Below are 20,025 nucleotides of genomic sequence, written 5' to 3'. Positions count from 1 at the left end.
CCCATTTTTATTTACGTCTAATGCTTATTCCATATACCACTATGCTCCAAAAGCATGTTTGAAACGAGTAATAAATTCTTGAACGACTGGTGTTTGAATCCGTTCTTTCCATACTAACATACAGTTCGTTTTGACCTCTGGTTCCATCGGAATAAATGTTGAATTTTTTAATTGCCGTTTGGACACTGCACCTTCAATCGTGAGGGCAGCACCTACTTTGTTTTCCACTAATGAAAAAATATTAAAGATTAAGTTGAAATTGCCGATAATATTTAGTTGATCCAAGGGTTTGCCACTCCAAGAAGTTAATAATTTCTGTACTTCTATCCGATTCGAACATAATAACGGGAAGCCGATAATATCTTTCGGTGTAAGTTTATCCTTTTTTGCTATAAACAATTCATTTGAAACTAAAAATCCCCATCTTTCTTCTCTAGGTAATTTCAAAACATTCACATCATTAAGTGTAATGGGGTCTAATAAAACGACTAAATCAAGGAGCCCCTTCTCCAAGCGATCACTGATATCATCGCTAGTTCCAGTCACAATATTAAAGCGCACATCGGGATAATCACTCACCATCTCTTCTAACATCATCGCCATGGTATCTGAGTTATCGGCCTCCACACACCCTATGACAATCGTTCCTTGCAACTGTTTTTTTCTCTTGTTAGAAAAATCTTGTTCTAACTTATCATTTAACTGAAGAATCTCGGCAGCTCGTTCCTTTAAAAAAATTCCCTCTGGCAAAAGAAAAAGCTGATTTTTTTCTCTATGAAATAATGGCATTCCCACTTGTTCTTCTAATTCACGAATCTGCCGACTTAAAGTTGGTTGAGTGATATTCAATAGTTTAGCTGCTCTTGAAATATTCCCTTCTTGAGCAACTGTCCAGAAATATCTTAATAACCTAATTTCCATATAAAATTGATTCACACCCTTTCGTTTTCATTCTATCTGATTAAAAGTATAACCTAACATCTATTCTTAAAACAAAAACATTTCTTCAGATATACTAATGCTACTTACTTGGGGAAGTTATCTATGCAAAACTACTCATTAACATCAGAATATCCTTAGCAGTGAAATCCAACACCATCATACCAATAAAAAAGCCGTTCGTAAGTAGCTATTGTCTTTCACTTTTGAGTTATATAGTATTCATTTCTATAGCTTTTTCATCAAAATATACAGTCCAAGTAATAGAATCAATCCAGCACAAGCAATCACCATCCACTGGATTTTGAGCACATCAGCCAATGGTCCAAACAACGCCGTTCCTAAGGGCATGAAGCCGCTGTACATAACTCCCAGTAATCCAAAAACCCTTCCCTGCCTTTCTTCTGGTACATTTTCCTGTAGCATTGTTGTGATTGCCGATTGCACCATTGGGATGAAAAAGCTCATCAGAAATATGAATGTCGCAAACAGCCAAAAGGTATACGTGAAGCCGATAGCCAACGAAAATAGCCCAAAACCCAACAGACCTAATGAGAGTACCTTCCTTTTATCCTGAATGCCACCCCAAATACCCAATGAAATACCTCCCAACGCCATCCCCACAAAGCCCACCATTTCGTTCACTGTCAGATACATATAGCTTTCACCAAAAGTTCTCTCAATCATGAGTACCGTCAAAAAACTAGAGGGTACACTGAGGAAGATAAAGGTGCCAAAGGTAAGCAGTCCCTCTCTTACTAGTCGGTCGCTTCCCGCATAGGAAATGCCTGCTTTCATATCGTCAAAAAAGCTATCCTTTTGTTCCTGCCTCAAGTTCTTCTGTACTGGGATAGATACAAACCACAGGATGAAAATACCAATGATAGCCGTTGCCACATCAAACAGCAGTATCCAGTGAAAGGAACCAAGAGATAGTAAAGCTCCAGCTACTGCCGGGGCGGCAAACTGCACAATGGACATCATGCTACTGTTGATGCCGTTGTAGCGCATCAAATGTTCTTCCGGCACGATTTGTGGGATGACCGCGCTAACCACCGGCGTTTGAATACCTGCACCGAGGGAGCGTAGCACCGATACCAAAATAAGCGGCATCAGAACGTTTGAGGTCCCTCCAAGCAAAAATATCAACGCCAGCAAAAGGGTTACCATTGCGATCCCAGCATCGGCTATAATAATCAGTCGTTTGCGGGGATAACGGTCTGCCCATACACCCGCGAAAAATGATATCATCGTTTGTGGGATAGTGGATGCTAGAGTAAGCAAGGTTACCCATAATCCAGAAGATGTTTCCAATGCCACTTGCCAAATAATGGCCATCTGTACAATAGATGATCCAAACAAAGTGATTCCTTGGCTGATAATAAACAGGACAGTATTACACCACCATGTCTGTGACTGTTTTTCGATTTTATTTTGTTTCATTTGTAACCTCCTCATATTTTAATTTCAAAGAGTTCTCTGCTAAAATACCAATTGCTGAAGCATATTTGTGATGTATAAACTTCATACTCATCGAATCATTCATCAACACTGTATAATTTCCAAATGTTTATATTTAGCTCTAAATTTCTTGAATCATAGTCTGTAAACATGCTCATTCCTTCCACATTTCATCCCCTACCTTGATTCTAGCAATCTTGAAAAAGCTGGTGGTATAGTGTAGGGTTGTTTTTAGCAAAAATGTTTAAAGGAGCTACCTTTTATGAATACCTACCGCACATCAGAGGTTGCAAAAATCATTGGCCTTCATCCCAACACCATTCGTAAATATGAAGAATGGGCACTAATTCCGCAGCCTCAGAGATTGCCAAATGGTTATCGCGTATATACAGATTTTCATGTAGACTTAATCAAACTATCCAGAAAAGCTTTTCAAATTGAGTTGCTTCATTCAAACTTACGCAAAACCATGATTGAAATGATCAAAGCTGCCGCTAAGAAAGAATTTTTCGAAGCACACCATCAGCTACTTTGCTACCAGCAAATTATTGATGAAGAACTAAAAAAAGCACAAAAAGCCGCTGAAATCAGCGGTGAACTACTGTTACATATGAATTATCACCTTTCAATAAAATCATTCTCTCGCAAAGAAATCTCTGAACTTTTAGGTGTTTCGGTGGACTCACTACGAAATTGGGAACTAAATGGCTTGCTACGATCACAACGACTAAGCAATGGTCATCGCTACTACACAAATCTAGATGTAAACATTATTCGAATCATCAAAACTCTACGAGATGCGAAATATTCATTAGAAGCCATTCTACGTATGTTAAACGAGGTAAATAAAAATTCAGAAATATCGATTGTAGATACCCTTGATCAACCAGATGAACAAACCGAAATCATCTCTGTTTGTGATCAGTTAATTACTTCTCTTGGGACAGGAAAGAAGAATGCGAGAGAGATCAAAACAATGCTAAATGACTTGGAAAATAGATATTCTTGTGATTAAGTATTAAACGGTTGTCCTTGCTGTTGCACTATCTTAAGCTCCTTTACTCTTCATTCAAAGAGCAAAAAAAGTTGCTAAATGAAGAATTAAATAAGTGTTTTTCAAAGCAGGCACTTTCTGTTATATAATATAAAAGGTATATTGAATTAAGGTTTCCAAATCCTCTCTTCTGCTATATCTCAAAGTGATTCGTTTTACCTACCTGTGACAATAAGTTTTCAAACGGATTTTCGGCGTGTTGAAATCTGTGGTTTGATGTGACAGATATAGACTTCGATAAAAAAATCGAACTGTTGAGTTATGGTTCAAGATGGAAAAGACTTTGGATTAAGAACGCCGAAAACAAAGGTTTCCTATAAGTTGTCGTTATTCACAAAGTTCTATGGTTATCCAATAATATCTATAAATACTATTATATTGAGAACCATTTTCCCTATAAATACTTATAGATACTAGAAAAGTTGTTCTCATCTTTTTTTATTTAGGCGAAAAAATGGTGAAATAAAGATGACTAAAAATAAACAAACTGAAGCTAACAAACGTTGGTAATAAAAAAATAAAGAGTGCAATAAATATCTTAGTCATCGTTCGCACATGCGCTCATTTATTAGAAAACAAGCTATTATAGAAGATATTCAAGAACTAGAACAGTTAATTGCAGAACAAAAAAAGCCCTCAGCCAGGGTTGATTGGTTGAGGTCTTTTAGTAGATTCAAATATCAGTTAATAATGTAACTTTTTACCGTGAAGGTGAATAAAATGCAATAGATAATATATATGTACTGCCCCTCAAAAAATGATGTGCACCCCAAAAGATTAGACTAAAAATCTAATTTAAAGAGGTGCTTTTTTAGTGAAATAAACGCCTTATTTTCTTATAAATGCGGAGTCTTTTGTAGAAATATCGTTTATATCTGTCACATATCTTTCGACTCTCATATGCAAATCATATTTTTCTCTAAGTTTAGTAATATGAGTCATCATTGGAGAATCATGATGTTTGTCTAATGCTTTCTGATCTGTCCAACTATCAATTAGAAGAATTGTTTCCTCATCATCCATTGGAAAAAAGTATTCGTATTTAATATTACCATCTTCTCCACGTATATCATCTACAATTCCAGTTAAAATCATTTCTTTTGCAAATCTTTTTGCATTTCCATTTGTGCCACTATAATAAATATTTACAGTAATAGCCATTCCTCTACCTCCTTAAATATATTTCCATTTATGTCCCCTGTAGGACTCGAACCTACGACCGGACGGTTATGAGCCGTCTGCTCTGACCAACTGAGCTAAGAGTACTTGGGAGTCGCTGCGAGAGACTAGAATTTTTTTGGAATTAGATGATGTGAAAAAGGTTCCCACGGCAACGTCTTTATTTTACTGAACTTCAACTAGAATGTCTACGCCAAGTAAAAAATAGTCAAAACACGGTTAACAGGCTGTTGGCTAGTGGTTATACGACACAAGAAGTTGCTGAAAAACTCTCTGTTTCTGTCGGGACAGTCAATAATTTAACTGTTTATCTAAAAGGTGATTACAATAGAAATAAATAATAGATATACAATCCCTCAGTGAGGGGTTATTTTTTATCGTTTTGGGAATATTTAAATACCAATTGCTTACCTAAGAATTTTTTGAACTTATTTTGTGTTACTTATCAGCTAATTCACTGACACTCTCATCACTTAAAAATTCTTTTAAGGGCTTTATTTTTTGTGATTTTATAGCCTCTCTTTTTTATTTTTCCATGTATCGTCGTATTGATTCTATCGGAAATACCATCCGCTTGCTAAATTCTTTTCCTTCCACATTTAGATATATAATTTCTAAGGTCATTTTTCTTAAATATTTAATCCTTTTAGTACGCTTATATAAATATGAAAGGTGATCATATAGTAATTCACTTTAACTTTCTCTATTTTGGTTCTTTCTTTTGGTCCTAGTGTTTGATACTCAGGAGGTCGTTCTTCGAATGGATTACTTAAAATCAGTTGAGTCTCCGGTATTTTGAAAAATAGTTTATCCAAAATATTTTTCTTAGGTCTGATAGTATAAAAATATACTGAATCTGGATTTTTCGAGAAACTCACTGCGTAAAATTCATAAAATAAAGGTTGTGTAGAGCCAAAGGTTATTCCTTTTTTCTCGTTATTATATAGTGGATATATTACTATTCTAAATTCTCTTCTATTATCATTTAAATAGTATTTAACTGTAAAAAAAATGGTAAGAGCAGTTACAAATATACCTACCCAATCCGCAACAGTACCCATATATTCGGGGTTATACCAATTCATTTCATCACCTCGTTACAATTATACCAAAATATAATGACCAGGAGTTCCCCTCTACTCTTATGTACTGCCCCTCAATGAGTTTTTTATAACGTCAAATAAATATCATCAATACGAACATCATTTAAGGTAACTATTATTACCATCTGAATTCGCCACATGCCATGCACGATTGAACGTGTCTTCTGTGCGAACGATTGTGTTTTCATCTGCATAGTAATGTGCAAATCCAGCTTCTAATTGTTTACCTGACATACAAGCTAAACGATTCATTTCTTGTTCAGCGGTTGTGTTTGTTCAAGTGTTGTGAATAACAACACCTGAACATTTCCCACACGTTTACCTGCTACACCACGACAAACAGAATTATTGATAATTTTAACCATTATTTTTCCCCTCCATTTTCTTCGCCTTGTTTTTCAGATGTGTCTTTTAATTTACTAAAACGGCTTTTCAAAAACTCTGGTACTGGGATTCCCAATTGTCCTAGATTTTCAATGACAGAAATGCCGTACACCGCAATATAAGAAAATACGAATGCTGTTGCTACTCCTTCAAATCCCATAATTTTCAGAGATGGATAAGCAAGCACAACCCAAACAAAAATCTGAATGTATAAATTACTCAATAAACCTCTAAATTCTCTCAAAAATTTCGAAATAACTCTTAAAAATTGCCACCAAAAAAGCCACCGGTAGCAATCCGGTGGCAAACTGATGTAAACTTGCTCTATTTTTTGCAGTATTTTCAAACAACCCTTGCTATTTCTTAGGTTCATCCTCATCCATTTTCAGGACAGCCATGAAGGCTTCCTGAGGGACTTCGACACTACCGATTTGTTTCATTCGTTTCTTACCTTCTTTTTGTTTTTCAAGAAGCTTACGCTTACGTGAAACATCTCCACCATAACATTTAGCCAAAACATTTTTACGCAAGGCTTTGATGTCTGAGCGAGCCACGATTTTTTGGCCAATTGCAGCTTGGATTGGAACTTCGAATTGTTGTCTTGGAATCAGTTTCTTCAGTTTTTCAACAATCGCTTTTCCACGTTCATAAGCAAAATCTCGGTGAACTATGAATCCAAGTGCGTCAACCTTCTCACCATTCAACAAGATATCCATTTTCACTAGCTTGCTCTTTTGATAGCCTGACATTTCGTAATCAAGTGACGCGTAACCTTTTGTACTTGATTTTAATTTATCAAAGAAATCAAAAACAATTTCAGACAATGGGATGTTATAGACAACATTCACACGATAATCATCAAGATAATCCATTGTAATAAACTCACCACGTTTACGCTGAGACAATTCCATAACTGCACCAACAAATTCGTTTGGAACCATGATTTGTGCTTTTACAAAAGGTTCTTCAACATCTTGGATTGTGACAGGTTCCGGGAAATCAGCTGGATTGTCTACTACGATTGTTGACCCATCGGTTTTATTTACATGATAGATTACTGAAGGAGCTGTTGTAATCAATTCTAAATTAAATTCACGTTCCAAACGTTCTTGCACCACATCCATGTGTAACAATCCTAAGAACCCACAACGGAAACCAAATCCAAGTGCTTGTGACGTTTCTGGTTCGAATTGTAACGCAGCATCATTTAATTGTAATTTTTCCAAAGCCTCACGTAAATCATTATAACGAGAAGTTTCAATCGGATACAAACCGCAATAAACCATTGGATTCATTTTACGATAACCAGGGAGAGCTTCTTCAGCCGGATTGTCGGCAAGCGTAACGGTATCCCCAACTCGTGTATCTTGTACAGTTTTGATGCTGGCAGTAATATAGCCTACATCCCCTACCATCAAATAATCTCTGGCAACTGCTTTTGGTGAAAACACGCCGACTTCTGTGACATCAAAAGTTTTGCCGTTACTCATCATTTGAATTTTGTCACCAGGTTTTACTACCCCGTCAGTGATTCGGACATTTAGAACGACACCACGATAACTGTCGTAAACAGAGTCAAAAATCAATGCTTTCAGTGGCGCATCTAAGTCACCAGTTGGTGCAGGAACATATTCTACGATTTGTTCAAGAATATCTTCAATCCCAATTCCAGCCTTCGCACTAGCAAGTACAGCTTCGCTAGCATCAATACCGATCACGTCTTCGATTTCTTTACGCACACGTTCTGGATCTGCCGCAGGTAAATCAATTTTATTAATGACTGGTAAAATTTCTAAATCGTTATCTAAAGCTAAATAAACATTGGCTAATGTTTGTGCTTCGATTCCTTGCGCTGCATCTACAACCAAAACTGCCCCTTCACATGCAGCTAAGCTACGTGAAACTTCATAAGTAAAATCGACGTGTCCAGGTGTATCAATTAAGTGGAAAATATACGTCTCGCCATTTTTTGCTGTATAGTTTAATTCAACAGCATTTAGTTTTATCGTGATACCACGTTCACGTTCGAGATCCATTGAGTCTAACAGCTGATCTTGCATTTCACGAGACGTCACAGTGTGCGTCATTTCTAAAATACGATCGGCCAACGTTGATTTTCCATGGTCGATGTGAGCAATAATCGAGAAATTACGAATTTGCTCTTGGCGTTGCTTCATTTTATTTATATCCATAGCGTCTCCTCTTTTCATTTAATCAGCACTTTCCATTATACCAACGAAATACAGGAATTTAAAGCCTTTTTCATTAGTGAGCGTTTAGAAGTTTTTTTCCCTAACTTTTGTTATACTTATAACAATCAAATAATTGGAGATGAAAGAATGGATCAAAAAGATTTCAGAGAAAATCTTGAATTAAAACCAGTTACAGAAGAAAACGTAGATCAATTTAACGAACTATTGTCTTACGTTTTTCAAGTGACAGAATCTGATATCGAGGAAAGTGGTTTTGAAAGTAAACGAGAATTTATCAAATCAAAACGCCCTATCTTAGAACTATCAGAAGTATTTGGTTGGTTTTATGACAACCAATTAATTTCACAAATCGCTATCTATCCATGTGAAGTCAACATTCATGGTACACCTTATTTGATGGGTGGTGTCACAGGAGTCGGTACGTATCCAGAGTATGCGAACCATGGGTTAATGCAAGACTTGATTGTCGTTGCTTTAGATAATATGAGAAAAAAGAAACAATGGATTTCTTATCTTTACCCTTATAATATTCCGTACTATCGTCGTAAAGGTTGGGAAATCATGTCCGATAAACTTTCCTTTAAAATACGTGATACCCAATTGCCTAAACAAGTACCCGTTAACGGAATGATTGAACGTTTACCAGTTGATCATGAAGATGTTTATGCCGTCTATGAAAAATTTGCACGTCAAAATCACGGTGCCCTTTTTCGCAGTGGTTTTCATTGGGAAGAATATTGGCGCTTTGAAAATGAAGAAGAACGAACTGCTGCTGTTTACTATGGTGCCAATCAAGAACCTCTTGGTGTCTTGTTTTACTGGGTAGCAGAAGAAGTATTCCATGTAAAAGAAATGTTTTACTTGAATCAAGAAGCACGCAACGGCTTATGGAATTTTATTTCTGCACATTTTTCCATGATTTATTGGGTTAAAGGTGATATTTATAAAAACGAGCCACTGGCCTTTTTACTTGAAGATAGTCAAATTACGGAACAAATCGAACCCTATTTTATGGCAAGAATCGTTGATGTCAAAGAATTCTTGCAAGCATTTCCTTTTGCTAGCACGGCCAAACCTTTCCATTTTGTTTTGACAGATCCGATTGCACCTTGGAACAATGGTATCTTTGGCTTGATTTGGGATGAAGAAGATCAAGTACAGGTTCTTGATGAACCTATTGGTGAAGCTGTTTACTTAGATATCCAAACGTTAACTTGTTTGATGATGAATTACCGCCGAGCTGCGTACCTTTCTCGAATCGAACGAATCACAACTGACAAAGAAACTTTACGATCACTTGAGCGGATCATTCCAGATACCGAAGCTTACTTTAGTGATTATTTCTAAAATCTAAAATTAAGGATGATAAACAATGAACATTTATTTTGCTGGACCTATGTTCGCTAAAAGCGACCTTTTATACAACGCTAATCTTGTTGCTCAAATTCGCGAGATTTCACCAAAAATTGCTGTTTATTTACCACAAGAAAATGAAGCAATCAACGATAAAACAGCTTATGCCAATAGTCAAATGATTGCATTGGCAGATACTGAAAAAGTTTTGGAAAGTCAGTTGATGGTTGCATTACTTGATGGATTAACGATTGATGCTGGAGTGGCATCTGAAATTGGTGTTGCTTATGCAAAAGGAATTCCCGTGATTGGTCTATATACAGATACCCGTCAACAAGGTGGAACACATCCTAAAAAAATTGCTGCTTTACAAGAAGTTGCAGAAAACCAATTTCATTATCTGAACCTTTATACCGTCGGCTTAATCAAATTGAATGGTGAAGTGGTCGCTTCAGAAACCGAATTATTGGAAAAAATTAAAGAGTACTTAACTGAGGAGGTCTCACAATGATTATTAATGAGTTAAAAAAAGTGCAAATTGCTCTACTAGCTTTTGGAGTTTTTGTTGTTAGTTACAATATTTTTGAATTTGTTACGCAAAAATATTCTACTACCCAAGGAATCACCTTCATTGTCGAATCTTTAGCTGGTATCGTCTTGATTTTCCTACCACAAATTATTTTCAAACTATTTAAAATAAAAATCCCTGCTGCGATTGTTTTGTTTTATTGGTTCTTTCTTTTCATTTCTGTCTTTTTAGGCACAGGGTTGCATTTGATCAGCATCATTCCCTTTTGGGACAAAATCCTTCATGCTGTTAGCCCAATGGTTCTAACAGCATTAGGTTATGGTTTGATTGGTTATTTAATGAAAGACGCGACGATTGAAAAAACTAGTCCTTGGTTATTTCTATTATTTGGTTTTGCTTTTGCTGGAACCTGTGGTGTTTTTTGGGAATTCTGGGAGTTTCTTTGTGATCAATTCTTAGGAATGAATTTACAACGATTTGCCGCTTCTAACGGAACGTTATTTATCGGGCGAGCTGCTTTGATGGACACAATGGGCGATTTATTTACGAATACAATGGGCGCCCTATTCATGGGAATCTTTGCTTGGGCAAACAGCCGAAAGAATTTAGCTTACTTCAAAAGTTATCGTTTAGAAAAAGTAAAGAAATAACCCTTGTTTACTTGCGCTGATACCATAATAAAAACACTTCAATCATTTCGATTGAAGTGTTTTTATTTCATCCATTTATTCTTCTTCTGGCAATTCTTCTGTTGAAAAGTGAAGTTTTCCAGCAAGAAAGTCAATCGTTACTTTTGATTTTGGTAAAACATGACCAGCAACGATTTCTTTTGCTAAAGGTGTTTCCACTTCTTTTGTGATAAAACGTTTCAATGGACGTGCACCATAAGCTGGTTCATATGCCGTTTCGGCAATCCATGTTCTTGCGGCTTCGCTAATCTCTAACTGAATTTCTTGATGTTCTAAACGACGAGCTAATTGAGCAACCATTTTATTGACGATTCCTTTAACATTTTCCAAACTTAATGGTGTGAATAGAATCGTATCGTCAATTCTGTTCAAGAACTCTGGTTTAAAGTTTCCACGCAAAATCGTGCGTACTTGTTCTTCCACTGCTTCTGGAATCGTGCCTTCCGCTGTCACACCTTCTAACAATAGTTGTGAACCAATGTTACTTGTCATAATCAACACGGTATTTTTAAAATCAACCACTCGCCCTTTGGAATCTGTTAAGCGCCCATCATCTAGCACTTGTAATAAAATATTAAAGACATCTGGATGTGCTTTTTCGATTTCATCAAGTAAAACAATCGTATATGGATTGCGACGAACGGCTTCAGTTAATTGACCGCCTTCTTCATAGCCAACATAACCTGGAGGCGCTCCAACTAATCGTGACACAGAATGTTTTTCCATATATTCACTCATATCGATTCGAACCATATGGTCTTCGGAATCAAACAAGTTTTCTGCCAGTGCTTTAGCTAATTCGGTCTTACCTACCCCAGTTGGTCCTAAGAATAAGAACGAGCCAAGTGGACGGTTTGGATCTTGCAATCCAGCACGTGAACGAATAACTGCATCACTTACAGCATCCACTGCTTCATCTTGACCAATCACACGTTTATGCAATGTTTCATTTAGTTTGATTAGTTTTTCACGTTCACCTTCAACCAATTTGGTTACTGGAATACCTGTCAACCGACCAACCACTTGTGCGATTTCATTTTCAGTCACGGATTCTTGAACCATTTTGATATCATCATTTTTAGCTTTAGCTTCTAGTTCTTTTAATTCTTTTTCTAGTTGAGGAATTGTTCCATGACGTAAGACAGCCGCACGTTCTAAATCATAATTATTTTCTGCGTCTTCTAATTCGTGTTTGGCTTTGTCGATTTCCGCACGCTTTGTTGAAACAGTATTTACTTCTTCTTTTTCTGTTTCCCATTGCATCTTCATCGCATTTGCTTCTTCACGTAAGTCCGCTAGTTCTTCTTGAAGATTTTTCAAACGTTTTTTACTTGCATCATCTGATTCTTTTTTCAAAGCTGCCTCTTCGATTTCTAATTGCATTAATCGACGAGTGACTTGGTCAAGTTCCGTAGGCATTGAGTTCATTTCAACACGAATCGTAGCACTTGCTTCATCAATTAAATCGATTGCTTTATCTGGTAAAAAACGATCTGTTATATAACGATCCGATAAAGTAGCAGCTGCAACCAGAGCATTGTCATGGATATTGACCCCATGGTGTATTTCAAATCGTTCTTTTAAACCACGTAAAATACTAATGGTGTCTTCAACAGTTGGTTCTTTCACCAACACTTTTTGGAAACGACGTTCCAAAGCTTTATCTTTTTCCATATATTGACGATATTCATCTAAAGTTGTTGCGCCGATCAAATGTAGTTCACCACGAGCAAGCATTGGTTTTAGTAAATTTCCAGCGTCCATACTGCCTTCTGTTTTACCAGCCCCTACAATGTTATGAATTTCATCAATAAATAGGATGATTCTGCCTTCACTTTTTGTTACTTCTTTCAAAACAGCTTTCAATCGTTCTTCAAATTCACCGCGGAATTTTGCTCCTGCAATCAATGCGCCCATATCTAATGAAAAAATGGTTTTATCTTTCAAGTTTTCTGGAACATCTTTACGAACGATTCGTTGTGCTAAGCCTTCGACGATCGCAGTTTTACCAACCCCAGGCTCCCCAATCAAAACGGGGTTATTCTTTGTTTTTCGCGAAAGAATTCGGACCACATCTCGAATTTCTTCATCACGTCCGATGATTGGATCCATTTTGCCACTACGGACTTGTTGTACTAAGTCCACACCGTACTTTTCTAATGCTTTGTATTGTTCTTCTTGATTTTTTGAGGTCACTTTTTCCCCTCCTCGCATGTCTTCAATGTTTTTCCGAAGTTCTTTTTCTGTGATTCCTTGTTTAACTAAATAAGTTGTTAAAGGATAATGTTTTAATTTCATCAATGCTAGGATAACGATTTCTGTTGATAGAAATTCATCTCCAAAGCTTTCTTTTAATTGGTCTGCTTCATTTAACAAGCTAAATAAATTTTGACTTAAATTTTGACCATACTGAATATTCCCACCTGAAACACTTGGATATTCATCTAATAAGCGGTCAACTTCGCGGTCAAATTGATCAACGTCAACTCCCGCATCCGTATAGAAATTCCGTCCAAAATGACTTGGTTGTAAAAAGATCTTCCAAAGATGCGCAATATCAATTTCTTGATGTTTTCGCGTCACAGCAACTTGCTGTGCTTCTGCAATCGCTTCTTGAAGCGTAGTTGTCATTTTTTCAATATTCATATAAACTACCTCCTATATTGAAAGTTCAAGGATAATTGTTTCTTACTTATCAATCCTACAACAAACATTATACTCTTTTGGTCAACATTGGTCAAAGAATAAACTCTGACTTTTCAAAAAAAAATCTAAAAGTAAAAGAACAACTGAAACAGGTTCTCTACCTTTAGATTTTTTATATTTCTTCTCGGCTAGACTCACTGACTTTTTTTCGTCTAACCTCATTAATTTCTTGTTTGATGACTGCTCGTCGTTCAACTAGAACGTAGAACATGCCATAGATAAATGGTAATACAAATGAACTAAAGCGATACAACAATAACGAAGATACCGCATCAACGGTTCCAACAAGTGGACGGAATAATAACAAATACACAAATTCAAATGAACCAATCCCACCTGGAGTTGGCAAGACTCCTGCTAAGACTACAGAAAAACTAACAAAAGAAAATGTGAGTAAAAAGTCCACTGATGGGTGATTCTCAACTAGAGTCAAATAAGGAATAATGTACCAAAAGAGTAACTTAACTAAATTCCAAAAATAAATCCAGCCCAATGCTGTCCGATCTTTTACGATTGTTTGAACTGTTTCGCGTAACGAATAAATCTGGATATTCCAATTATCAACTAATGCTCGTGTCTTGTTTCGTTTACACAGTCGATTAGCTAGTTTTACAAACAATACTTGGACATTGAGACTTATTGATAAAACTAACAAAGCACTCACAATAACAATTGTTAAAATGATTCCTGCTAAAATAAAAGGGATCATTTTTGGTGCTTTCGTATAAAACAATGAAAATTGGATCAATAAGCCGATTACTGCGTAGGTGATGACTGCCATCTTGTACATAATCATGTGTAAAGCTGTTACCCCTACCCCTTGCGAAAACCGCATCCCTTTTTTGTTATAAAAATAGACTTCAGAAATCAAGGTTCCTGTACCAAAAGAAACAATTCGATAAAATGCCACGTAGCAGGAAGTCCAAAAACCATCCTTCGTTGAAAACTCTGGAGCAAAAGGCCTCGCAATTTCTTTAATGGAACGACCTTCCGCTATCTGGTAAATTGTTCCCAACAAAAGAACACCAAGTAATACAACAAAACTTGTTGATAATAATTCTGCTAAAATGTCTGCTAATGAATGTTGAATCAAATAGTAGATGATACCAAGAATCAATAATAATAATAGTAAGTTTAAAAATAATTTCGTTTTTGTTCGTTTATTCGACATCCGTTACTCCTTAATGGAAAAAATAAATCAAAATTACATCAACAATCACACCTGCAGTAAAACCAATCGTGAATTTTTTCTTTAATGTCTTATGGTGAAAAACTTTACGAGCAATCAATCCACCCAATCCACCACCAAGCAGGCTAACAAAAATCAAATTGCTTTCAGGAACGCGCCATGCGCCAACTCTTGCTTGGTGTTTATCATAGCCCATCAAACAAAACAAATACAAATTAACAATAATCAAATAGAACCATAAAGGGTTGTGTATCAAAACTTCCATCTTTTCTCCTTTTCAAATCGTACTTTTTAAGATTACCCTAAACTACTATTGAATGTAAAGGCTATTTATTGATTGGTACATAAACAGTCAACCCTTTTGGTACCACTGTCATCTTAATTGGTAAATCATCTGTCGTGTCTCCATCTGTTCGCGTGCCTACTTTCTTTTCACTGTCAAGCTGTAATTCACTCGTTGTGTAATAATCAATTCCCGGAACAGTGTAGAATTTTCCTCGAATAATCCGTGGTAAGTAAAAGATGTAAGAAAAGAAATTCAATTTAGGAATGATCGTCACGTGAAATTTCCCATCATCAGGGCTTGCTAAATCATCAAAATTTGTATATCCACCTACTGAGTTCGTCATGGTAACCGTTAGTAGTTGCGCTTTTTGTTCCCATTTTTTGTCATCTGTTTGGATTTTTAAACGGTAGCGACGTTTTTGCACGACCAGTTTAATGAATCGTTTAGCAAATGCCCACGGCCCAAATTTTTGCTTTTCTTCTTGGCTCACACGCATTGCTGTATCAGCTAATAAGCCAACTGTTAACGTTGAGATAATGACTGAATCATTGACCGTTCCGTAATCTATAGCTCTCGTCTGTGCTGCTAAAATGACAGCAGCAGCTGCTTCTTTTTCTAAAGGAATTTCTAATACGCGAGCGAGATTGTTCACCGTTCCTCCTGGTAACAAACCAATATGATAATTTCCGATCGTTTTTTTAAAAGCTTTAACAATATGATGAATCGTTCCGTCACCACCAATGATAACCAATGTATCTGCATCAAAAGATTCAGCTTTTTCAATCAATGTTTCATCACGAATTTCAGGTCCAGTTTGAGTTAACCGAACGTCTAAATCGGGCTGTTTGTTCTTCGCATATTGTTGAAACCATTTAGCCAACTCCTCTCCTTCATCTTTTCCTGAACTTTTGTTATAAAAAACTAGTAAATTTTTCATAGTTATCCCCACCTTCTACTCTATTTTACTTTTTTTTGCCAAAAATGAAAAAAATTGCGATTGTTGATGTGATTTTTATTAACAAACTTGAATAAGGTAGCTTCAACAGCACACAAAAAAGGTTGGGACAAATGATTCACTCACTTGTCTCAACCTTTTAAAAAAATTTTTGATGTCTTCAATTGATATCAAAAATTGTTTGTTACTTTTTTGTATTCAACTCAGCAATTTTTACAATTACATCAGTTGCTTTTTCCATCACTTGTAACGAAACAAATTCGAAACGTCCGTGCATATTTTCGCCACCGGCAAAAATATTTGGTGTTGGGATACCCATATAAGAAATTTTTGAGCCATCTGTTCCACCACGAACGGGTTCAATCACAGGCTTGATGTCTAAATCCAACATTGCTTGTTTAGCTAGTTCAACAATACTCATATCTTTTTCGATGATTTCTTTCATATTGTAGTATTGATCAAACATGTCCACCTTGATTCGTTCTTGATCAAATGCTTGATTCATTTTTTCTTGAATGCTTGAAATCAAAGCTTTACGTGCTTCAAATTTTTCACGATTGTGGTCGCGGATAATATAACTCATTGTAGCTTCTTCTGGGTTACCAGTTAGTGCCATTAAGTGGAAGAAACCTTCATAACCATCTGTTTTTTCAGGAACTTCATCTGCAGGAAGCTGGTTGTGAAAATCAATAGCTAATTGTAAAGCATTGATCATTGTATCTTTCGCTGTTCCAGGGTGAACATTTTTCCCAAGAATCGTTAAGTTCGCTTGAGCTGCACTAAATGTTTCATATTGCAATTCCCCCAATGGACCTCCGTCAATCGTATAAGCAAAATCTACATTAAACTGATCAACATCAAACTTATCTGCGCCGACACCAATTTCTTCGTCAGGACCAAATGCTACTTTGATTTCGCCATGTGGAATCGTCGGATTTTTAAGCAAGATTTCCATAGCTGTCATGATTTCAGCAATCCCTGCTTTATCATCCGCACCAAGCAATGTACTGCCGTCTGTTGTAATCAATGTCTGTCCTTCATAATTTTTCAAGTTGGGAAAATCTTTGGTATTCAACGTGTATTGTCCTGCTTCGTCCAAAACGATCGTTGACTCACCATCATAATTTTCAATGATTTGTGGATTAACACCAACTGCATTGAAATCTGCCGTATCCATGTGGGAAATAAAGCCTATTGAACGAACAGGATAATCTACATTACTGGGTAAGGTTCCCATTACAAATCCATTTTCCTCATTGTAAAAAACATCAGATAGGCCTAGTTCTTCTAATTCTTTTTTGAGTTCTTGTGCAAAAGCAATTTGCGTAGCTGTTGAAGGTGTTGCTGTACTTGTTGCATCTGAGCGTGTTTCAGTTTTCACATATTTTAAAAAACGTGGTAAAAGATTTTCGTACATATTATCTGCCCCTTTTTAATGAAATTGGAATGGATTTGTATTCGTTTCAGAAACAAAAAAATCAAGATCCCATTGTTCTTCTTGTTTCCAAGATTCAAATTTTTCAACAAATTTTTCTTTACATAATGACTCAATATAATGTCCAGGATCAATCGCGATCAGACCAGCACTTTGCATGTCTTGTGCTGTATGATAGTAGAGATCCCCCGTAATGTAAACATCTGCGCCTTGCTTCAATGCAGACGGATAAAATTTTTCACCGCTTCCCCCACAAATCGCAATCCGCTGAACTTTTGGCTCAGTTAGTTGAGGTGGTAAAACGACACGTAAGTCATCAACTTGAAGTCCCGTTTTGACTTTTTCAATGAACGTTGTTAGGTCTAATGGTTGTGGCAATGTTCCGATACGTCCTAATCCAAAACTTTCTTTTGGTGCATCAATTGAAAACAAGTCATAAGCGATTTCTTCGTATGGATGATGCGCTCTCATGGCTTGAAGAACTGTTTGCTCAATTGTTTCTGGAAAAATCACTTCCACTTTTGCTTCTTGAACTTTTTCTGCTTTACCAGGTGTTCCAATCGTTGGATGTGCTTGTTGTGAAGGCGTAAAACGACCTTGCCCGACTGAGGTAAAGCTTGCGTTTGAATAGTTGCCTAATTGACCTGCACCAGCAAGTCCAAGAGCTTCACTCATAGTTGTTGCATTCTCGACAGGTAAATAAACTGCTAATTTTTTATATCCTACTTCATGTGTTTTTACTAAATAGTTTTCAACCTGAATACCTAGTTGCTCACAAAACCAGTCATTTAATCCGTCCCAAATAATATCCATATTTGTGTGCGCGGCGTAAACGGTAATCTCATGTTTCAGTAAATCTGCATACATTTTTTCTTGCGGATCATCAGTAGTCAACTGCTTGATTGGACGAAAAATCGGTGGATGCTTGGCAATTAGTAAGTCGATTTTTTTAACAATTGCTTCTTCGACTACTTCTGGACGAACATCTAACGTCATCATGACTCTTTGAATTGGTTTATTCAATGTGCCAATTTGTAGACCGACTGGATCGCCTTCTTCTGCAAGCCATTGAGGACAATACTGTTCAAAACGATTAATGAATGTTTGTGCATTAATCATTTCAGCACCTCCTGGATCTGTTTGATTTCAGCTTCAAATGTTTGTTGGCGTTCGCTGATTTCGGCACCTTTATTTGCTTGAATCATTTGCCGAACGATAGCTTCACGTTGCGTAAGTTCTCTTTGCCATTTTGCTTTGAAAATAGCATTCTTTGTTTTTCGTAAAATAGGTCCAAACATCAGATCTTCTGGAGAATAAGTTACTGGACTAGTCGCTTTTTCCGCCACGATAATCTCGTAGATTTTTTTATTTTCTTCCAAAATAACTTCTTCAATAATCTGATATTGGTTTTCTTGCAACCAAACTCGAAGCGTACGCTCACCAATATTTGGTTGAAGGATCAAGCGCTCCTTTTGAGTTAGACGTGTTTTTCCTGCTTCTAAAATATCACGAATCAATGCGCCACCCATACCAGCAATCGTGATGGCGGTAATTCCATCTGATGGTTCAATTGCTGCCAGACCATTCGCCAAACGAACAATAATACGCCCTTCTAAGCCATCTTTTCTAACTTGTTTTTGCGCGGACTCAAATGGACCTTTCACCACTTCACCAGCAACTGCAAACTCAATTTTTCCTTTTAGCATCAATGCAACCGGCAAATAGGCGTGATCTGAGCCAATATCTGCTAAACGCGCTTTTGCAGGAACAAATTCTCCAACAGCAGCTAAGCGTCGCGATAAATCTAAATGGTTCATAACCTCACTCCTTTTCCAATCATTATAGCATTTCCTCCATAAAATAAGGAGAGGGATAGGACAGAAAATCCTTTTTCTCGATATCCCTCTTTCAAAATTTTTATTCTTTTCACTTGAACATCGTACTATGATATCGTTCATAAGTAAGTGCACTATTTCGTTCCTTCACCCTATTGTATCTGACAAAGTACAAGTGAAGAATTCAAGTTATCTTACTACGCTAACATAAAAACCGATTTCCCAACTTCGCCACTCCTGCGAAATTAAAAAATCGGTTGCTTAGCTCATTCAGTTATTGGATAGCCAAAACTTGAATAATTGAATTCCCTGGAATTTGTGGTGGCAACGACATTGTCATTACAGGTGTCTTAGCCAAGGTCAACTCGATCTCTGTACCTTCTGACAAAGCATCCACGCTGGGTTTGATTTTCTCTGCTGGTGCATTCAGAATGACACCGTCATGCTCAAATGATGTTCCAATATTCTCAGGATCAATCTTTGCCTTGACGTCAACTAATTTTACGCGAATGATTTGATCCTCTTCGTCGCTTTCAGTTACTTCTTCGACCGTCCCAGTAAAAACACTTTGATCATGTGTCGATGAATTAGAAGTCGTTTCAGTTGTTTGTCCATCATTCGTAGGCTGATTGCCACAAGCAGTCAATAATAAAAATGTTGTCGCTAAGGTCAAGCAAGATACTATTCGCTTCATAAACCACATCTCCCGTTCTTT

The 20,025-nt window shown here is 36.7% G+C and carries 19 protein-coding genes and 1 tRNA gene; 4 read left to right on the top strand and 16 right to left on the bottom strand.

Features of this window, described 5'->3' with window-relative positions:
- Positions 1-39: 39 nt before the first annotated feature.
- Both DOK81_RS04970 and DOK81_RS04965 read right to left on the bottom strand, forming a co-directional pair.
- Positions 40-921: a LysR family transcriptional regulator gene (locus tag DOK81_RS04970; protein WP_206908991.1), complete on the bottom strand. Its 882-nt coding sequence runs from the start codon at positions 919-921 to the stop codon at positions 40-42.
- A gap of 246 nt (positions 922-1,167) precedes the next feature.
- Positions 1,168-2,382 carry an MFS transporter gene (locus DOK81_RS04965; RefSeq protein ID WP_206908989.1) on the bottom strand — a complete coding sequence of 405 codons (1,215 nt, stop codon included), beginning with the start codon at positions 2,380-2,382 and terminating at the stop codon, positions 1,168-1,170.
- 280 nt (positions 2,383-2,662) lie between these two features.
- On the opposite strand from DOK81_RS04965, the gene DOK81_RS04960 reads away from it, so the two are divergent.
- Positions 2,663-3,415 (top strand): MerR family transcriptional regulator, encoded by a 753-nt coding sequence (locus DOK81_RS04960; protein ID WP_206908987.1) that lies wholly within the window; start codon positions 2,663-2,665, stop codon positions 3,413-3,415.
- A gap of 867 nt (positions 3,416-4,282) precedes the next feature.
- On the opposite strand, the gene DOK81_RS04955 is transcribed toward DOK81_RS04960, so the two are convergent.
- The 6 genes from DOK81_RS04955 to lepA all read right to left on the bottom strand — a co-directional run bounded on the left by DOK81_RS04955 (position 4,283) and on the right by lepA (position 8,312).
- A complete protein-coding gene (locus DOK81_RS04955; RefSeq protein ID WP_206908985.1) occupies positions 4,283-4,615 on the bottom strand; it encodes a putative quinol monooxygenase in 333 nt (110 codons plus the stop codon).
- Between the two features lie 31 nt (positions 4,616-4,646).
- Positions 4,647-4,720, bottom strand: a tRNA-Ile gene (locus tag DOK81_RS04950).
- A gap of 542 nt (positions 4,721-5,262) precedes the next feature.
- Positions 5,263-5,718, bottom strand: a complete 456-nt coding sequence (locus tag DOK81_RS04945; RefSeq protein WP_206908983.1) for a hypothetical protein — start codon at positions 5,716-5,718, stop codon at positions 5,263-5,265.
- Positions 5,719-5,835: 117 nt separating this feature from the next.
- A complete protein-coding gene (locus DOK81_RS12260) occupies positions 5,836-5,988 on the bottom strand; it encodes an N-acetylmuramoyl-L-alanine amidase (protein ID WP_242589903.1) in 153 nt (50 codons plus the stop codon).
- A gap of 112 nt (positions 5,989-6,100) precedes the next feature.
- Positions 6,101-6,376, bottom strand: a complete 276-nt coding sequence (locus DOK81_RS04935; protein ID WP_347401436.1) for a phage holin family protein — start codon at positions 6,374-6,376, stop codon at positions 6,101-6,103.
- A gap of 100 nt (positions 6,377-6,476) precedes the next feature.
- The gene (lepA, locus tag DOK81_RS04930; RefSeq protein WP_206908979.1) at positions 6,477-8,312 is read right to left on the bottom strand and encodes a translation elongation factor 4; all 1,836 of its coding nucleotides are present in this window, start codon (positions 8,310-8,312) and stop codon (positions 6,477-6,479) included.
- Between the two features lie 147 nt (positions 8,313-8,459).
- On the opposite strand from lepA, the gene DOK81_RS04925 reads away from it, so the two are divergent.
- The 3 genes from DOK81_RS04925 to DOK81_RS04915 are packed head-to-tail and all read left to right on the top strand — an operon-like array spanning position 8,460 to position 10,865.
- Complete coding sequence (locus tag DOK81_RS04925; RefSeq protein WP_206908977.1) at positions 8,460-9,680, top strand: GNAT family N-acetyltransferase; 1,221 nt, start codon at positions 8,460-8,462, stop codon at positions 9,678-9,680.
- Positions 9,681-9,705: 25 nt separating this feature from the next.
- The gene (locus DOK81_RS04920) at positions 9,706-10,197 is read left to right on the top strand and encodes a nucleoside 2-deoxyribosyltransferase (RefSeq protein ID WP_206908975.1); all 492 of its coding nucleotides are present in this window, start codon (positions 9,706-9,708) and stop codon (positions 10,195-10,197) included.
- Complete coding sequence (locus tag DOK81_RS04915) at positions 10,197-10,865, top strand: hypothetical protein (RefSeq protein ID WP_206909027.1); 669 nt, start codon at positions 10,197-10,199, stop codon at positions 10,863-10,865. Before DOK81_RS04920 ends, DOK81_RS04915 begins: the two co-directional genes overlap by 1 nt.
- A 75-nt stretch (positions 10,866-10,940) precedes the next feature.
- Here DOK81_RS04915 and clpB read toward each other — a convergent pair whose 3' ends face one another.
- From clpB to DOK81_RS04875, 8 genes are all read right to left on the bottom strand, one after another.
- On the bottom strand, positions 10,941-13,550 hold the full coding sequence (gene clpB / locus DOK81_RS04910) for an ATP-dependent chaperone ClpB (RefSeq protein ID WP_206908973.1): 2,610 nt from the start codon (positions 13,548-13,550) through the stop codon (positions 10,941-10,943).
- 172 nt (positions 13,551-13,722) lie between these two features.
- Entirely contained in the window at positions 13,723-14,781 is a 1,059-nt protein-coding gene (locus tag DOK81_RS04905; RefSeq protein WP_206908971.1) for a lysylphosphatidylglycerol synthase transmembrane domain-containing protein, read from the bottom strand.
- 10 nt (positions 14,782-14,791) lie between these two features.
- Positions 14,792-15,064 (bottom strand): DUF1294 domain-containing protein, encoded by a 273-nt coding sequence (locus DOK81_RS04900; protein ID WP_206908968.1) that lies wholly within the window; start codon positions 15,062-15,064, stop codon positions 14,792-14,794.
- A 61-nt stretch (positions 15,065-15,125) separates the two neighbouring features.
- The gene (locus DOK81_RS04895) at positions 15,126-16,022 is read right to left on the bottom strand and encodes a YegS/Rv2252/BmrU family lipid kinase (protein ID WP_206908965.1); all 897 of its coding nucleotides are present in this window, start codon (positions 16,020-16,022) and stop codon (positions 15,126-15,128) included.
- Between the two features lie 202 nt (positions 16,023-16,224).
- Positions 16,225-17,457: a peptidase T gene (pepT, locus tag DOK81_RS04890; RefSeq protein WP_206908963.1), complete on the bottom strand. Its 1,233-nt coding sequence runs from the start codon at positions 17,455-17,457 to the stop codon at positions 16,225-16,227.
- Between the two features lie 15 nt (positions 17,458-17,472).
- Positions 17,473-18,594, bottom strand: coding sequence for a Nif3-like dinuclear metal center hexameric protein (locus DOK81_RS04885; protein ID WP_206908962.1), 1,122 nt, complete (start codon positions 18,592-18,594; stop codon positions 17,473-17,475).
- Positions 18,591-19,292 carry a tRNA (adenine(22)-N(1))-methyltransferase TrmK gene (locus DOK81_RS04880; RefSeq protein ID WP_206908952.1) on the bottom strand — a complete coding sequence of 234 codons (702 nt, stop codon included), beginning with the start codon at positions 19,290-19,292 and terminating at the stop codon, positions 18,591-18,593. Before DOK81_RS04880 ends, DOK81_RS04885 begins: the two co-directional genes overlap by 4 nt.
- Before the next feature lie 292 nt (positions 19,293-19,584).
- The gene (locus DOK81_RS04875; protein ID WP_206908950.1) at positions 19,585-20,004 is read right to left on the bottom strand and encodes a hypothetical protein; all 420 of its coding nucleotides are present in this window, start codon (positions 20,002-20,004) and stop codon (positions 19,585-19,587) included.
- Positions 20,005-20,025: the final 21 nt, after the last annotated feature.

It is taken from the genome of Enterococcus sp. DIV0660C (assembly GCF_017316125.1).
GTDB lineage: Bacteria > Bacillota > Bacilli > Lactobacillales > Enterococcaceae > Enterococcus_B.
The sequence above is the reverse complement of the archived record's forward strand: the minus strand, read 5'-3'. Positions and strand labels throughout refer to the sequence as shown.

Coding starts and splice junctions, on each gene's coding strand:
- DOK81_RS04970 (WP_206908991.1), bottom strand. CDS start 921: ATGGAAATTAGGTTATTAAGATATTTCTGGACAGTTGCTCAAGAAGGG.
- DOK81_RS04965 (WP_206908989.1), bottom strand. CDS start 2,382: ATGAAACAAAATAAAATCGAAAAACAGTCACAGACATGGTGGTGTAAT.
- DOK81_RS04960 (WP_206908987.1), top strand. CDS start 2,663: ATGAATACCTACCGCACATCAGAGGTTGCAAAAATCATTGGCCTTCAT.
- DOK81_RS04955 (WP_206908985.1), bottom strand. CDS start 4,615: ATGGCTATTACTGTAAATATTTATTATAGTGGCACAAATGGAAATGCA.
- DOK81_RS04945 (WP_206908983.1), bottom strand. CDS start 5,718: ATGAATTGGTATAACCCCGAATATATGGGTACTGTTGCGGATTGGGTA.
- DOK81_RS12260 (WP_242589903.1), bottom strand. CDS start 5,988: ATGAATCGTTTAGCTTGTATGTCAGGTAAACAATTAGAAGCTGGATTT.
- lepA (WP_206908979.1), bottom strand. CDS start 8,312: ATGGATATAAATAAAATGAAGCAACGCCAAGAGCAAATTCGTAATTTC.
- DOK81_RS04925 (WP_206908977.1), top strand. CDS start 8,460: ATGGATCAAAAAGATTTCAGAGAAAATCTTGAATTAAAACCAGTTACA.
- DOK81_RS04920 (WP_206908975.1), top strand. CDS start 9,706: ATGAACATTTATTTTGCTGGACCTATGTTCGCTAAAAGCGACCTTTTA.
- clpB (WP_206908973.1), bottom strand. CDS start 13,550: ATGAATATTGAAAAAATGACAACTACGCTTCAAGAAGCGATTGCAGAA.
- DOK81_RS04905 (WP_206908971.1), bottom strand. CDS start 14,781: ATGTCGAATAAACGAACAAAAACGAAATTATTTTTAAACTTACTATTA.
- DOK81_RS04900 (WP_206908968.1), bottom strand. CDS start 15,064: ATGGAAGTTTTGATACACAACCCTTTATGGTTCTATTTGATTATTGTT.
- DOK81_RS04895 (WP_206908965.1), bottom strand. CDS start 16,022: ATGAAAAATTTACTAGTTTTTTATAACAAAAGTTCAGGAAAAGATGAA.
- pepT (WP_206908963.1), bottom strand. CDS start 17,457: ATGTACGAAAATCTTTTACCACGTTTTTTAAAATATGTGAAAACTGAA.
- DOK81_RS04885 (WP_206908962.1), bottom strand. CDS start 18,594: ATGATTAATGCACAAACATTCATTAATCGTTTTGAACAGTATTGTCCT.
- DOK81_RS04880 (WP_206908952.1), bottom strand. CDS start 19,292: ATGAACCATTTAGATTTATCGCGACGCTTAGCTGCTGTTGGAGAATTT.
- DOK81_RS04875 (WP_206908950.1), bottom strand. CDS start 20,004: ATGAAGCGAATAGTATCTTGCTTGACCTTAGCGACAACATTTTTATTA.